Here is a 14,344-nt window from a genome sequence, read left to right on the forward strand (position 1 = left end):
CCCAACTGAGTCGCAGTTAAGCGCGTTTAGAGCTCTCATAACGCGCACTACTGCGACTCAGTTGGGGTTAGGGGAGGTTGGTCCCCCGGGCCGCTACCCAGAGTCCGTACCATTCAGCGCGGGTCATGGTTTCCGCTGCCGCTGCTGCATCCGCGCAGGCGCCGATCCTGCCCGGGTTCGTGGTGCCAACCACCGGCGAAATCTTCGCGGGGTGCTTCATCAGCCACCCCAGGAGCACGGACTCCGGTGCGGCGTCTTTCTGTTCCGCCAGTTCCTGCAGCATGGCGGCCGTCGCCGATTCGGCGGGAGAGAGGTCACTGCTTCGGGCGCCGGTGTACCGGCCTTGGGCCAGCGACCCGTATGCCTGCAACTCCACACCCTTCTCCATGCAGTACTCGATCGTGCCGTGGGGAAAGCTGCAGGTGGCGGCTTCCGGATGATTGACCAGGACGGTGCTTTCCAGCCAATCCCGGCGGAGCAGGCTCATCTCCAGTTGGTTGGCGACCACAGGCGTTTCCAGTCGGTCCTGGAGGTACGCGATCTGGGCGCCGGACATGTTGGACACACCCAACTGCCGCACCTTGCCTTCGTCCAGCAACTGCCCGACGGCGGCAGCCACCTCGCGTACGTCCATCAAGGGATCGGGGCGGTGCAGCAGGAGGATGTCCACGTAGTCGGTTTGCAGCCTTTTCAGGCTTCCGTTGACACGGCCGAGGATGGCCTCGCGGCTCAGGTCATAGTGGTTGTTCAGCCCATGTTCCTGCAGCCGGATGCCGCATTTGGTCTGCAGCTGGATCTGCCCACGCAGACCCTGCGAACGGGCGAGGACTTCCCCGAAGACCGCCTCGGACTTGCCGTTGCGGTAGATGTCGGCATGATCGAAGAGGTCGATCCCGATCTGCCTTGCCGCATCAATGACGGCGGCTGCCTGGTCAATCTCGCCGGCACCGTAGGAGGTGCCTTCCCAGGGACCGCCGAGTCCCATGCAGCCGTAGATGAGGCGTCCCCGCCCGTTAGCGTTGGTCATACTGTTTCAGGCGTCCGGCGCCTAGGCGGTGCGGACGATCCACGCGGTGGTGTCGGAAGGAAGCTTGCCGCCTTCCAGCGGACCACTGCTGACCACCACCGTACCGGCCGGGAGTTCCACCGGCCCGGTACCGAAGTTGGTCACCGTTTCCCACCCTCCGGGGCGGCTGAAGTGCAGGACATCGGCGTTGCCGGTTTCAAGCCATTCGAGGTCCTCGGCAGCCTGAAGTTCCCGGCGGAGGCGCAGTGCCGTGCGGTAGAGCTCCAACGTGGATCCATCTACACCGTCCTGGGTGGAAACGGCATAGTCCGCAAACCATGCCGGCTGGGGCAGGTGGGCCTTGCCTCCACCGAAGCCGAAGGACGGCCCTTCGGGAGTCCAGGGCAGTGGCACACGGCAACCATCGCGTCCGATTTCAATGCCGGGGTTACGGAAGAACGACGGGTCCTGGCGTTCTCCATCGGCGATTTCGGTCACCTCACGCAGGCCGAGCTCTTCGCCCTGGTAGAGGTAGGCCGAGCCAGGAAGGGCCAGCAGCAGGAGGGAGGCTGCGCGTGCGCGGCGAAGGCCGAGCTCGATATCCAGTTCCTCCGCCGGAGCGCCGGCCAGCAGCCAGCCCTTGCCGTCCTGGCCCTTGGGCTTGGCGCCGGTGACGTCCTGTGCGGCATTGGTGCCTTGCGCTGCGGAACCGCCCTTGGGCAGCCCGTACCGGGTGGCGTGCCGGACGACGTCGTGGTTGGAGAAAACCCAGGTGGACGAGGCACCGGACTCCTTGGCAGCCACCAGGTTGTCCGTGATGATCTGCCGGAAGGACGCTGCATCGAAGTCGGACTGCAGGAGGTCGAAGTTGAACGCCTGTCCGAGTCCTTCGGGGCTGGCGTACCGGGCACGACGTGACTCATGCACCCAGGCTTCAGCTACGGCAGTGCGGGGAGGGTTGTATTCGTTGAACAGCTTGCGCCACTCGGCGTAGACCTCGTGGACCTCGTCCCGGTCCCAGAAAGGGTGGGTCCCGTCAATAAAACCGTCCGTGCCGTGGGCCCGGGCCAGCAGGTCCGCCTTCATGGGCATGGGCTCGGAAAGGTCCTTGGCCATGCCGTGCGCCACGTCGATCCGGAAGCCGTCCACGCCGCGGTCCGACCAGAAGCGCAGGGTCTTGAGGAAGTCCTCGCGGATCTCCGGGTTCTCCCAGTTGAAGTCAGGCTGTTCCTTGGCAAAGATGTGCATGTACCACTGACCCGGCGTTCCGTCCGGTTCCGTAATGCGGTCCCAGATGGGACCGCCGAAGACCGAGTCCCAGTCCGACGGCGGCAACTCGCCGTTCTCACCACGTCCGTCACGGAAAATGTAGCGGTTGCGGGCGGCCGAACCCTTGGGCGAAGCAAGGGCTTCCTTGAACCATTCGTGGCGGTCGGAGGAGTGGTTGGGGACGATGTCCACCACGATCTTGATCCCGGCGTTGTGGAGAGCGGCGGCCATCTCGTCGAAGTCCTCCAGTGTCCCCAGCTTGGGGTCCACGTTGCGGTAGTCATCCACGTCGTAGCCGCCATCTGCGAGCGCCGACGGGTAGAAGGGGCTCAACCACACCGCGTCAACGCCCAGTTCCTTCAGGTAGGGAACCTTGGACGTAATGCCCTTGAGGTCGCCGATGCCGTCGCCGTTGGAGTCGGCGAAGCTGCGCGGATAGATCTGGTAGACAGCCGCTTGGCGCCACCAATTGGGGTCGGCCATGCGGTCTGACTGGGAGAGGTTTGCCGTTGTGGCGGAGGTGCTCACGAAACTCCTTTGATTTAGCTTCTAAATTTAGTATCCCGAACCAGTATGTGACGGTTGGCGCCGTTGGTCAACAACGCAGTTGTGCAGGTCGGGAGAAGATCGGTCAGCCCTTGACGGCGCCCTGGGTCACACCCGCCATGACCCACCGCTGGGTGAACAAGTAGGCGACGATTGCCGGCGCCATCGCCATCAGGTAGGACGCGAAGGACACGTGGTAGTTGTTGCTGAACTGGGTCTGGAACAGGTTCTGGCGCACGGGAAGGGTCTGCAGCGCGGGATCGGAAATAATCAGCGAGGGCATCATGAAGTCGTTCCACGCATACAGGAAGGCAAAGATGCCCACCGTGGCACTCATCGGCGCCAGGAGCGGGAAGATCAACTTCCAGAAGGTTTGCCACGTGGAGGCGCCGTCCATCCTCGCACTCTCTTCCAGTTCCATGGGGATGGAACGCAGGAACGCAGTGAACAGCAGGACGCTGAAGCTGAGCTGGAACATGGTGGCCAGCAGGATGACACCGAACGGATTATCCAGCCCCAACCGGCCCGTGAGCTGGATCTGGGGCAGGGCAACCACCGGGAAAGGAATGAACATGGCCGCGAGCAGATAGAAGAAGGAGTAGCGGAACAACCTCCGTTCCCAATTGCGCACGATCGCGTAGGAGGCGAATGCGGCGAGGATGATCGTGGCCACCACCGTGCCTGCGGTAACCAGCAGTGACATGGCAGCTCCCACAGGGAAATTGGTCAGCGTCCACGCTTGGACGAACCCTTCCATGCTGAACGGCGCGGGAAAGGAGAAGGCGTTGCCGTCCACGGCTTGCCCCTGGGTCTTGAACGCCATGGAAATCGTGACGTACAGGGGCAGCAGCACGGTCACTGCGCAGAGGATGAGGATAGTGGTTCCGGACCAGTTGACGCGCTCGGCTTTCGCCCTGGCCGGGCGGCTGCCGGTTCCGGGCGCAGCTGATGCAGGGCGGGCGGCGTCAAGGTCGAGGGTGGCTTGTTTGTTCATCAGAGTGCATTCCGTCCGCGGGTCAGCGAAAGCTGTACGAGAGAGATGAGGATGGCGACCACGAAGAAGATCGTCGCGTTGGCCATCTGGTAGGCATAGTCGCCGCCGTTGAAGCCGGCTATGACAGTCATCGCAATGCTTCGGGTTGAGGTTCCAGGGCCACCGTTTGTCAGGCCGACGATGATGTCGTAGGCATTCAGGAAGCCCTTGAAGCCCAGGATGACGTTGATCACGACGTACCCTGCAACCAGGGGAACCGTGATCTTCAGCAGTTGCTGGAGCTTGCTTGCGCCGTCGATCTCCGCAGCCTCGTAGACGTCACCTGGCACGGCCACCAGGCCGGCGATGTAAATCAGGAGCGATCCGGGGACAGCCTGCCATGCAGTGACCAGGACGATCGCGATCCACGCAAGGTCCGGATTGGCCAGCAGGCTGCTCTCCAGCCAGGGAATCCCCAGCGCCGTGCCCGCCGCGGGCAGCGAGTTGGAGAATAGGAAGTTGAACACATACGCGATGATGATGCCCGAGACGACCATGGGGATGACGAAGATGGTCCTCAGCGCCGTCTTCATGCGGATCCGTGAGGTGAGTCCCACGGCCAGGAGGAACGCCACGATGTTGACGGCGATGACCGTGACGATCGAGAACCCGAAGGTGAACAGGTAGCTCTTGAGGATCGCGGGATCGCTGAAAATGGCGATGTAGTTGGTCAGTCCGACAAACTCCCAGTCACCGATTCCGATCGAGTCAGTGAAACTGAAGAAGATGCCGACGATTCCCGGAACCGTGATGGCCAGGGTGAACAGGACCAGGCTGGGCAGCAGGAAAAGGTAGAAGATCGGCTCGACCTTCCGCTTGCTGCGCGGAGCCGGGCGGCTCTTCCCGGGTGTCGGTGGGGTGGTGATGATGGACATGGCTGACTCCCTGGTTCTTCGCTACTGGCGGAAAGCCAGGCGCGCCCAATCTGCGTCGAGTGTGCTGAGGGTGGATGCAGGATCTTCGCCAAAGATCAGCGCCTGCGTGTAGTTCATGATTGGAATGGTTTTGGGCACCAGCACCGATGGGCCCTGGTAGACCTTCGCGTCGTCGTAGTACTGCACCATCCCTTCGATCCGGGGATCCGGAGTGGCGGCAGCATCCTTGGTGGGGGTAAAGCCCAGCTGCGACTTGTTGTAGGCCTCAATTACTTCGGGCCGGTACAGGTACTCAAGGAATTCGCGCGCGGCATCCTTGTGCTTGGACGCCTCCGGGATCCATGCGGCAAGGTCAACGTTCACGCGGACGCGGAGGTCCTCGGGATTCTCGGTCATGGGCAGCGGGAAAGTTCCCAGAGCCAGGTCCGGAGCGGTCTTGGCAATCTCGCTGAACGCCCACGGCCCTTGAAGGTACATCGCCGCCTTGCCCTGCGAAAAGGCGAGGTTTCCGTCTCCGTACGCCCGGCTGGCAGCATCCTTGTTCACATATTTGGTGGCGAGCTCCATCATTTTGGCCACGGGCTGGTCAAAGTCCTTCTGGAAGGACACGGACGATCCGGGTCCCACCTCCGTCCCTTCGGCATCGAGTTTTCCGAAGAAATCAAGGGTGTCGAGCTGGCCACCCACCGAATAGTCGAACCAACCCTGGGCAATGGTCCAGTCGTCCTTGAAGGTGGCATAGAAAGGCGTAACGCCCGCGGCCTTCAACTTCTCGCAGACGGCCACCAGTTCGCTCCACGTGGTGGGTACTTCGATGTTGTTCGCGGCGAAGATTTCCTTGTTGTAGATCACTGACGACGCCATGATCGAGTACGGCAGGGCACTGGTCCTGCCCGGATAGGAGCCATACTGGTCCATCAGCGGCTGCAGGTCCTCACGGATGCGCGTGGCAGCTTCGGTGCCGGAGACATCACTCAAGGCACCCCGCTGCACGAACCTCGAGGTCTCCATGTTGTAGTTGGCCAACGCGATGTCCGGCGGGTTTCCGCGGACAAAGCTGGCGGAAACGACGTCAACGCCGGACGTATCGAGCACCACTTCGGTGTCATCCTGGGAAGCGTTGTAGTCGGCCACGAGCTTGGTCATGAAGCCGATGGCTTCCCGCTTGCTGAAGGTGAAGCGGATCGTTTCCTTATCCCCCTCGCCGGAACACCCCGACAGGAGGCCGGCCAGCAGGGCCAGCCCTGCACCCATGGCAGCCATGCGTTTAATGCGCGTCAGTTGGAAAGACACCGTAGTCCTTTCGTCTTGCGGACCCCAGCGCCGCGTTGCGATCGTGGGGTGGCAGCATGCGACCCCACGCAGGAGTTGATATAGGAGATAAATTTATTACCTATCGCCAGTATCATGTGAGCAGCACCACACCGTCAAGCCGTTCCGGCAAATGTGACGGGATCTAAATTTATGTACTAAATTTAGAGAGACCGTCCTCTCATTCCGCAGGCGGCCGAGAAAGTTGGGAGCACTGCATGCTGACAGGCACTGCACCGTCCACGCAGCTGGTCCGCCGCGTCAACGCCAGCGCGATGCTGAAGGCCATGCGGGGTGCCGGCATCGTTACCGGTACCGAACTCATGGCTGCCACCGGGCTCTCCCGGGCCACCGTCATTTCGATCTGCGATGAGCTGGTCCACCTCGGCTGGCTCCAGGAGCTGGAAAACCAGCGCGGCGCCGGCGACTACGTGAAGGGCAGGCCGGCACGCCGCTTCGTCTTCGATGACGGTGCCGCCAGCGTCCTGGGAATCGACATCGGCGCCAACAAGATCACCACGATCGTTGCCGACATGGCGGGCAAACCCCTGTCCCGGGTCACCATGCCGTTCCGCACCTACAACGTTTCGGCGGGAGAGCGTGCCGACGTCCTGGACCGCATCGCCGCGGATGCGCTGGATAGGGCGGGAGTCCCGGCCGCGTCCGTGCTCGCCGTGTCTGTTGGAGTCGCTGCCCCTGTGGGCAGGAACGGGGAAGTCCTGACCGTCCAGGAATTCTGGAAGTCGTTCGACGTCTCCCGGATCGTGTCCGAGCGCCATGGCTGGCGGGTACTCCTGGAAAACGACGCCAACCTCGCAGCCTTGGCCGAACGCTGGCAGGGCGCTGCGCAGGGAGTCGACAACCTCGTGGTCATGCTCGCCGGCGACCGTTTGGGCTCGGGCGTCCTCGAGTCCGGCCGCCTGCTCCACGGCCAGCTGGGCGGGTTCGGGGAACTGGGCTACTTGAACAACGTGGACGGCGTCGGTGACACCTACGGCATTGCGCACTACGCCGCATTGTGGGGGCGGGAAATCATGGAGTCCCACCCGGACACCAAGCTGCGGGTCCTGTGCGGGGGCGATCCAGCGGCCCTCACGGCGGAAATGGTGTTCAAGGCTGCCGCAGACGGTGACACCGCTGCCGGGGAGGCCCTCAACCGGCTGGCCCATCGCATGGCCCGTGCCATCGGCTCGATCAGCACCCTGGTCAACCCCGAACTGGTGGTCATCGCCGGAGCCGTGGCAGCCTCCGCGGAGCTCCTCATCCCGGAAATCACCCGGCAGTTGCCGGACTTCACTTTCACTCCCCCGAGGCTGGCAACGTCAGCGCTGGGCGATGGCGTCGTGTCCCTCGGTGCGATCCGGCACGCCCTGGATTACGTCGAGGAGCATGCGTTGGACCTTTCCCCCGCTACCCTGCGAAAAGGGGCGGGAGCTTCCTAGCACCTGCCCTACTCGGGCATCGACATGGTCCGGAGGTCCAACTGCCGCAGCACGCGGTCGGCCACCTCGGGGTCCGTACCGGGTTCCTTTCGGGCCTCAACCACTTCCTGTCGGGCGGCGTCCAACGCTATGGTCTGGACGGCGATGGCGAGTTCGCGCCCGCGCTTCCTCTTCTCTTCGGCTGACTCGTTCCGCAGGGAGCCGTCCAGCAGCTCAGCGTGGAGGCGATGCATTTTTTCCTTCACCAGCGACACTTTGTCAGCGGGAAGTTCCTTCATGAGCTCGTGTTCCTTCAGGGCGGCCATGGCCGCCGTTTGGGCGCGCTTGGCCAGCTCCCGCGCAGCCTGCTGTTCATGCGAGCCGTCCTCGGTGGCGTTGAGGACCCGCATGAGCCAGGGCAACGTCAATCCCGGAAGCACCAGGGTGGCCAGCAGGACAGCACAGGCGATCACCAGGATTTCGTGGCGCGCGGGGAAGTCGCTGCCGTCCGGCAGGGTCAAGGGCAGAGCCAGCGCGAGCGCCAGGGTGGCCAGGCCCCGCATACCGCACCAGGTCAGGATGAGGACCTCCTTGGGCGACGTGGGCTGAAGGATATTGCGGCGCCGTCGCGCTGACGCGGCCAGCAGCCCGAGCCACAGGAACCGGACCAGGAACACCAGGACGCAGACCACCACGGCCATACCGATCATCCCGAAAATGGCCGTGCCCTCATCGCGGATCACTTGGCGGATCTCAAGCCCCACCAGCCCGAAGGCCAGCCCGGTGGCCAGGAGTTCCACCACGTCCCAGAAAGCCGTGCGGGTGACCCGCTCGGCGGCGTCCTGCGGCCTGGCGTGCCGCTGCAGTTCCAAGGCGGTCACGACGACGGCCACCACACCTGAGGCGTGCAGCTCCTCCGCCAGGATGTAGGCCGCGAACGGCACCACGAGGGTCACTGCACTGCGCGCCACCATGGAAGCCACCAGCTTGGTGATCACCTTGGTCAGCCATCCCATGGCGATGCCGATCACCACGGCCAGGGCAGCGCCGATAACGAACTGCACCACCACGTCAGGGCCCACCTCGCTGCCGGACAAGGTAGCGGCGACTGCTGCCTGGAAAATGACGATTGCTGCAGCGTCGTTGAAGAGGCCTTCGCTCTGGAGGACAGTGATGAGCCGGCGCGGCATGTGGACCCGGCCGGCCACCGATTCCACCGCCACGGGATCGGGAGGTGCCACCATGGCGCCCAGGGCAATCGCGGCCGGTATGCCGATGCCCGGGATCATAAGCCAGGCCGCACCTGCCACGACGGCGGTGGATACCACTACGAGGGCAACCGCCATGAGCAGCAGCGTCCGCCAGCGGACCCGGAAGACCGCCCACGAGCTCTTTTGTGCCGTGGCAAACAGCAGGGGCGGCAGGAAAATCGGAAGGATCAGTTCAGGCTCGATCTCGAATTCCGGAAAGCCTGGAATGAACGTCAGGGCGACTGCGAGCAGGAGCATCAGGACGGGATAGGGAAGGCGCAGCCGGTCCCCCAGGCCCACCGCCACCACCGTCGCAAGCAGCAATCCGATAATGAGCGCCAGTTGATCCATGTTCCCGCTTCCCCAGTTGCCTATGCCCGCTTTCAACGGCACTGCCGCAAAAGCTCCCCGTCAAACATATCGGAGGGGGCACAGCGGCTCTTCCTGACCATGCCCAAAAAGGGTGTGGATCCGCGTCACGAACGCCGCTGCCGGCAGACGAACCTGGTAGAGCCAACCGGCTCCAGGACAACAGCTCCACAAAAAACCAACACAGGAAGTGGCATCGATGGGACTTTTCGAGAATCTGCAGGGCAAAGCACAGGACCTCATCCAGGGCAACGAAGAAGCCGTTCAGGACGCCATCGAAAAGGTCGGGGACCTCATCGACGAAAAGACCGGCGGCCAGTTCGCCGGGCAGGTCGACCTCGTCCAGGATGCGGCCTCGGACTACGTGGCGAACATCGACGGTGAATCCGGTCAGGCTCCGACGGCGGAGGAGGGTGCCCAGCCGTAGCTTTCCGTCACCTCGCACATCCCCGGCAAACCTCTACTCGTCTTTGAAAGGCCCAGCATGGTCACCCGAGATACCCAAACCTCCGCGCATCCAGCGGATACTGATGCCGGCCCGGCCCTGGCTTCCAAACTCGGCGCCGAAGCCCTCGGCACCTTTGTTCTGGTGTTCGGTGGTGTGGGCACTGCCTTGTTCGCAGCGAGCTTCCCCAATGCCGCCAACACCCTGGGCGTGGGACTCCTTGGCGTATCGCTGGCCTTCGGGTTGACGGTCGTCGCGGGTGCCTACGCTGTGGGCCACGTATCAGGTGGCCACTTCAATCCGGCTGTGACGATCGGACTGGCCGTTGCCGGGCGTTTTCCGGCCAAGGACGTTGCAGCCTACGTGGTGGCCCAGGTCGTGGGTGGCGCGGCAGCCTCGAGCGTGCTGGCCGCGATCGCAGCGGGCGGTCCCAGCGGGTTCTTTGCTGCCGCGCGGAACGGCGGGTTCGCATCCAACGGCTTTGGTGAGCACTCCCCTGGCGGGTTCGGGCTCCTGTCGGCGCTGGTGATCGAAGGTGCCCTGACCATGGTCTTCCTTGTGGTCATCCTTGGCGTCACCGACCGGCGTGCAACTCCCGGATTCGGGCCGCTTGCCATTGGGTTCAGCCTCACGTTGATCCACCTGGTCAGCATCCCGGTCACCAACACCTCGGTAAATCCCGCACGTTCGATCGCCACGGCCCTTTACGCCGAGCCGTGGGCGCTCAGCCAGCTCTGGGTATTCATCATCGCGCCCATCGCCGGTGCTCTGGCAGGAGCAGCGCTCTACCGCCTGTTCATTCCGCGGTCAGGGCGTCCACCACGTCCACGGTCCCGTCCGTAAACGGAATGGTCCGGCCGACCGTCTGCGGGAGCTCAAGGACCGCGGCCGCCACCAAGGCCACGTTGGCCCGGGAGGTCTGCGTACCGTTGCCGGGATCGGCTGGATCCACCTCGATCAGTCCCGTGGCCGCATCCTCGGTCAAGGAACCGGGGCCGAGGACGGTCCAGTCCAAGCCGGTGTTCCGCAGGTAGTCGTCGGCGGCTGCCTTGGACTCCGCGTAGGGGAAGAAGGGGTGGTCTTCGGGGACCGTATGGTTCGTCGCCGCACCCAGGTAGGAAACCATCACGTACCGCCGCACACCCGCCGCCGAGGCAGCATCCATGGAGCGGATGGCCGCGTCGCGGTCCACGGCATAGGTCCGGGCCGGGTTGCCTCCCCCGGCGCCGGCAGACCAGACCACAGCGTCATGTCCGCTCAGCGCCTGGGCGATTTCCGCCGTCGTCGAATGTTCCACGTCCAGCACTTCGGCAGCAGCGCCGGTTTCCATGACTTCCGCCACATGGTCGGGATTGCGCACGATGGATGTGACATCGTGACCTTCCCCACTAAGAATGCGGGACAAATGCCGGGCCACCTTGCCGTGGCCGCCAATGATTGCGATTCGGCTCATGGACCCATTCTGTCCCAGATGTGCCAAACATGTTGGAGCAACAAAAAGACCCCGCAGACAAATCCTGCGGGGTCTTGCTCTGTAGCGGTGGGGAGGCTCGATCTCCCGACCTCACGATTATGAGTCGTGCGCTCTAACCAACTGAGCTACACCGCCACGAATGAGAAAAACCTGCGTCAAGCCGGTCAAACCGCCTTGACGCAGGCCCTCATCCAGAGCCCCCCACCGGAATCGATCCGGTGACCTCGTTCTTACCAAGAACGCGCTCTACCACTGAGCTAGGGGGGCAACGAGTAAATACTCTACCGGAGGTTTTCCGAAGCTCCAAATCGGCGAAAAGACAGCCCGGAGTGACGCCGACACAATTTGCGAAGGCGCTCAAAAGTTGATCTCGGAACCTCGATTTTCAGGGAAGCCGGAGCACCTGCCCGGGGAAGATCCGGTCAGGATTGGGGACGGTATCCGTGTTGGCCGCGATCAACGCCGCGAGGTCCACACCGAACTGCCTGGCGATGCCGCCCATGGTGTCTCCGGCCTCCACGACTACCTCCTGCACCGGCGGCGCCACCGGTCCACGCTGCCCGGCAGCTGCGGCGGCCTCAGAGGCAGCCTCCCGGCTTGCCCCGCGAACCTCGGGGTCGTCCGGGTTCAGGCCCACCCGGGCGGCCTCCTGGGCGGCTGCTGCGTTTGCAGCGTGCTGCTGTTCAGTGGCTTGGGCTGCTGCGGACTCGGCCGCGGCAGTATCGGTGGAAGAAACCCCGACGGCGGCTGCATCCTCTGCTGCCTGGCGCGCCGCGCTCTGGTCTTCTGTGGCCTCGTCGTCCTGTCCCATGGGTCCGATGGTACGTGGAGCCTACGCGGCGGGGAACCCCGGGACTGCGGTGTGACGATGGTTAAACAAACAGGGGCCGGCTCGAAAGCCGGCCCCTGTCAGGGTATTTCGCAGTGTTTACCACTTGCCCTTGCGGTTGAAGTCACGCTCGCCGCCGCCACGGGGCTTGCGGGCCCCGTCGCCGTGTCCGCCAAAGCGGGAACCACTGGCCTGGCCGCGGTCGCGGTCGCCGTAGCTGCCGGAAGTCCGCTCGCTGTAGGAACGTCCGCCGCGGTCAGACGAGGAACGCTCGCCGTCGTTGCGGCGGAAGTCCTTCTTGAAGCCGCCGTTTCCCTTGAAGTTGCCGCCACGGCCACCCTGGTAGCCGCCGCGATCGCCGTCGCGGCCGGGCTTGCGGCCCGTGTCCAGCTCAAGGTGGATCAGCTCGCCGCCAATGCGGGTCCGGGACAGGGCACGCAACTGCTCGGGGCTGAGGTCCGCGGGAAGCTCCACCAGGGAGTGGTCCGAGCGGATGTCGATCCCGCCGATCTGGGCGGACGAAATGCCACCCTCGTTGGCAATGGCGCCGACAATCGAGCCGGGCATGACGCGCTGGCGACGACCGACCGCAATGCGGTAGGTGGCATTGCCCTCGGTGAGGGGGCGGGACGGGCCACGGGAACCGAAGCCGTCCTTGGAACGCTCGCGCTTCTGGAACTCGGGAGCTGCAGGCAGGTCCTTCACCAACAGCGGCTGGCCGCCCTGGGCCATGACTGCCAAGGCTGCGGCGATCTCGGCTGCCGGAACCTTGTGCTCTTCCTCGTAGGAGGCGATCAGGTCGCGGAACAGCGAGACGTCCTCGGACTCGAGGGTTTCGGTAATGCGCTCGGCGAACTTGCCCAGGCGCAGGGAGTTGACCGTCTCAGCGGTGGGCAGGTGCATCTGTTCCACGGACTGGCGGGTGGCCTTCTCAATGGCACGCAGCAAGTACTTCTCGCGTGGTGTCATGAAGAGGATCGCATCGCCGCTGCGGCCCGCACGGCCGGTACGGCCAATCCGGTGCACGTAGGACTCAGTGTCGTGCGGGATGTCGTAGTTGACCACGTGGCTGATGCGCTCCACGTCGAGGCCACGTGCGGCAACATCCGTTGCCACCAGGATGTCGATGCGTCCCTCGCGCAGGGCGTCGACCGTGCGCTCACGCTGTTGCTGCGGGATGTCACCGTTGATGGCTGCTGCCTGGAAACCCCGGGCCTTCAGCTTCTCGGCGAGATCCTCCGTAGCCATCTTGGTGCGGACGAAGGCGATCACGCCGTCGAACTCTTCCACCTCGAGGATGCGGGTCATGGCGTCCAGCTTGTGGGGGCCCATGACCTGGACGTAACGCTGGCGGATGTTGGAACCGGTGGAGGTCTTGGACTTCACCGAGATTTCCGCAGGGTCGTTCAGGTACTGCTTGGACATGCGGCGGATCTGGCCCGGCATGGTGGCGGAGAACAGTGCCACCTGGCGGGTTTCCGGGGTCTCCTGGAAGATCTGCTCAACGTCGTCGGCAAAGCCCATGCGGAGCATCTCGTCGGCCTCATCCAGCACCAGGTACTGGAGTTCGGAGAGGTCCAGGGAACCCTTGGCGATGTGGTCGATCACGCGGCCGGGCGTACCCACTACCACCTGGGCGCCACGGCGGAGCCCGGCCAGCTGCGGGCCGTAGGCCGAGCCACCGTAGACCGGAAGGACAGTGAAGTCCTCCATGTGCTTGGCGTAGGACGTGAATGCCTCGGCAACCTGCAGCGCGAGCTCACGGGTCGGTGCCAGGACCAGGGCCTGGGTCTTGCGGGAGGGACCGTTCAGGTCATGCAGTTCGGCCAGGCGGGAAAGCGCCGGAACAGCGAAAGCGGCGGTCTTGCCGGTACCCGTCTGGGCCAGGCCAACGACGTCGCGGCCTTCGAGCAGCAGGGGAATGGTGGCTGCCTGGATGGGGGACGGCTTTTCGTAGCCGACATCCTGCAGGGCGGCCAGGACTCGGCCATCCAGTCCGAGGTCGGTGAAGCGTACGCCTTCGTCGTCCGCGTCGCCTGCAGTCGCGGGAGCGGAGGTCTCGACGGCGGCCGGTGCGGTTGCCGGGGCTGCGGCACCTTCACCTTCGGCTGCGTCGGCAGTGGTGGCGTCGAGGTTCTCGTTGAGAGTTTCTGACATCAGGGGGAAATTCCTCTTCCATGGGGCGTCGGCGCGGCCCGGTTGGGCTTGGCCGCATTACACGCGAAAGCCCGGCAAGGGTGCCTTGCTCTCGCAGAAGTCCGGCGCTGTCGCAATCCCATGGCAGGACTTCGCGCTGCATCTCTTGGCTGCTATCCCAGCAGTCTGTACAGCGTTTTCTTTAGCCGGCGCTCCCTATGAAAATGCCCGCACACAGTTTGCGGGCCCCAACACTTACCAGTCCTGCCTCAAAAATTGGGCAGGATAAAGGGAATTCCGGAGTGGGGGATATATCCAGTGTAAGGTACGGTGCCGTCAGGCCGCGACCCACGGTGTACCAACGGCGGTGAGAGCTTGCG

General features: G+C 64.0%; 12 protein-coding genes and 2 tRNA genes. 3 read left to right on the forward strand and 11 right to left on the reverse strand.

The genetic code is table 11. The features are described 5' to 3' along the window. Positions 1–67: 67 nt before the first annotated feature. The 5 genes from ACUYMZ_RS15445 to ACUYMZ_RS15465 form a co-directional block, all read right to left on the reverse strand. Entirely contained in the window at positions 68–1,027 is a 960-nt protein-coding gene (locus ACUYMZ_RS15445; RefSeq protein WP_481604262.1) for an aldo/keto reductase, read from the reverse strand. Positions 1,028–1,048: 21 nt separating this feature from the next. Continuing rightward, a complete protein-coding gene (locus ACUYMZ_RS15450) occupies positions 1,049–2,803 on the reverse strand; it encodes a glycoside hydrolase family 13 protein (RefSeq protein ID WP_481604264.1) in 1,755 nt (584 codons plus the stop codon). 103 nt (positions 2,804–2,906) lie between these two features. Continuing rightward, positions 2,907–3,815, reverse strand: coding sequence for a carbohydrate ABC transporter permease (locus ACUYMZ_RS15455; RefSeq protein ID WP_426003705.1), 909 nt, complete (start codon positions 3,813–3,815; stop codon positions 2,907–2,909). Further along, positions 3,815–4,729: a carbohydrate ABC transporter permease gene (locus tag ACUYMZ_RS15460; protein ID WP_442422977.1), complete on the reverse strand. Its 915-nt coding sequence runs from the start codon at positions 4,727–4,729 to the stop codon at positions 3,815–3,817. The genes ACUYMZ_RS15455 and ACUYMZ_RS15460 overlap by 1 nt, the downstream gene beginning before the upstream one ends. A gap of 21 nt (positions 4,730–4,750) precedes the next feature. After that, on the reverse strand, positions 4,751–6,022 hold the full coding sequence (locus tag ACUYMZ_RS15465; protein ID WP_481604267.1) for an ABC transporter substrate-binding protein: 1,272 nt from the start codon (positions 6,020–6,022) through the stop codon (positions 4,751–4,753). Between the two features lie 236 nt (positions 6,023–6,258). On the opposite strand from ACUYMZ_RS15465, the gene ACUYMZ_RS15470 reads away from it, so the two are divergent. Beyond that, a complete protein-coding gene (locus ACUYMZ_RS15470; RefSeq protein WP_442422975.1) occupies positions 6,259–7,482 on the forward strand; it encodes an ROK family protein in 1,224 nt (407 codons plus the stop codon). Positions 7,483–7,490: 8 nt separating this feature from the next. Here the strand turns inward: ACUYMZ_RS15470 and ACUYMZ_RS15475 are convergent, their stop codons facing one another. Further along, a complete protein-coding gene (locus ACUYMZ_RS15475; protein ID WP_481604268.1) occupies positions 7,491–9,062 on the reverse strand; it encodes a Na+/H+ antiporter in 1,572 nt (523 codons plus the stop codon). A 217-nt stretch (positions 9,063–9,279) separates the two neighbouring features. Here ACUYMZ_RS15475 and ACUYMZ_RS15480 point away from each other — a divergent pair, with 217 nt between their 5' ends. Then, a complete protein-coding gene (locus tag ACUYMZ_RS15480) occupies positions 9,280–9,507 on the forward strand; it encodes an antitoxin (RefSeq protein WP_481604270.1) in 228 nt (75 codons plus the stop codon). 57 nt (positions 9,508–9,564) lie between these two features. After that, the gene (aqpZ, locus tag ACUYMZ_RS15485) at positions 9,565–10,368 is read left to right on the forward strand and encodes an aquaporin Z (RefSeq protein WP_481604272.1); all 804 of its coding nucleotides are present in this window, start codon (positions 9,565–9,567) and stop codon (positions 10,366–10,368) included. Here aqpZ and ACUYMZ_RS15490 read toward each other — a convergent pair. The 5 genes from ACUYMZ_RS15490 to ACUYMZ_RS15510 form a co-directional block, all read right to left on the reverse strand. Further along, positions 10,322–10,978 carry an SDR family oxidoreductase gene (locus tag ACUYMZ_RS15490; protein WP_426003712.1) on the reverse strand — a complete coding sequence of 219 codons (657 nt, stop codon included), beginning with the start codon at positions 10,976–10,978 and terminating at the stop codon, positions 10,322–10,324. The genes aqpZ and ACUYMZ_RS15490 overlap by 47 nt on opposite strands. Positions 10,979–11,060: 82 nt before the next feature. Beyond that, a tRNA-Met gene (locus ACUYMZ_RS15495) sits at positions 11,061–11,134 on the reverse strand. A gap of 60 nt (positions 11,135–11,194) precedes the next feature. Beyond that, positions 11,195–11,266, reverse strand: a tRNA-Thr gene (locus ACUYMZ_RS15500). A 118-nt stretch (positions 11,267–11,384) separates the two neighbouring features. After that, a complete protein-coding gene (locus tag ACUYMZ_RS15505) occupies positions 11,385–11,810 on the reverse strand; it encodes a LysM peptidoglycan-binding domain-containing protein (protein ID WP_442422971.1) in 426 nt (141 codons plus the stop codon). Positions 11,811–11,927: 117 nt separating this feature from the next. After that, positions 11,928–13,985, reverse strand: coding sequence for a DEAD/DEAH box helicase (locus ACUYMZ_RS15510; RefSeq protein WP_481604275.1), 2,058 nt, complete (start codon positions 13,983–13,985; stop codon positions 11,928–11,930). Positions 13,986–14,344 lie beyond the last annotated feature (359 nt).

This window comes from Arthrobacter sp. T572, assembly GCF_056780115.1.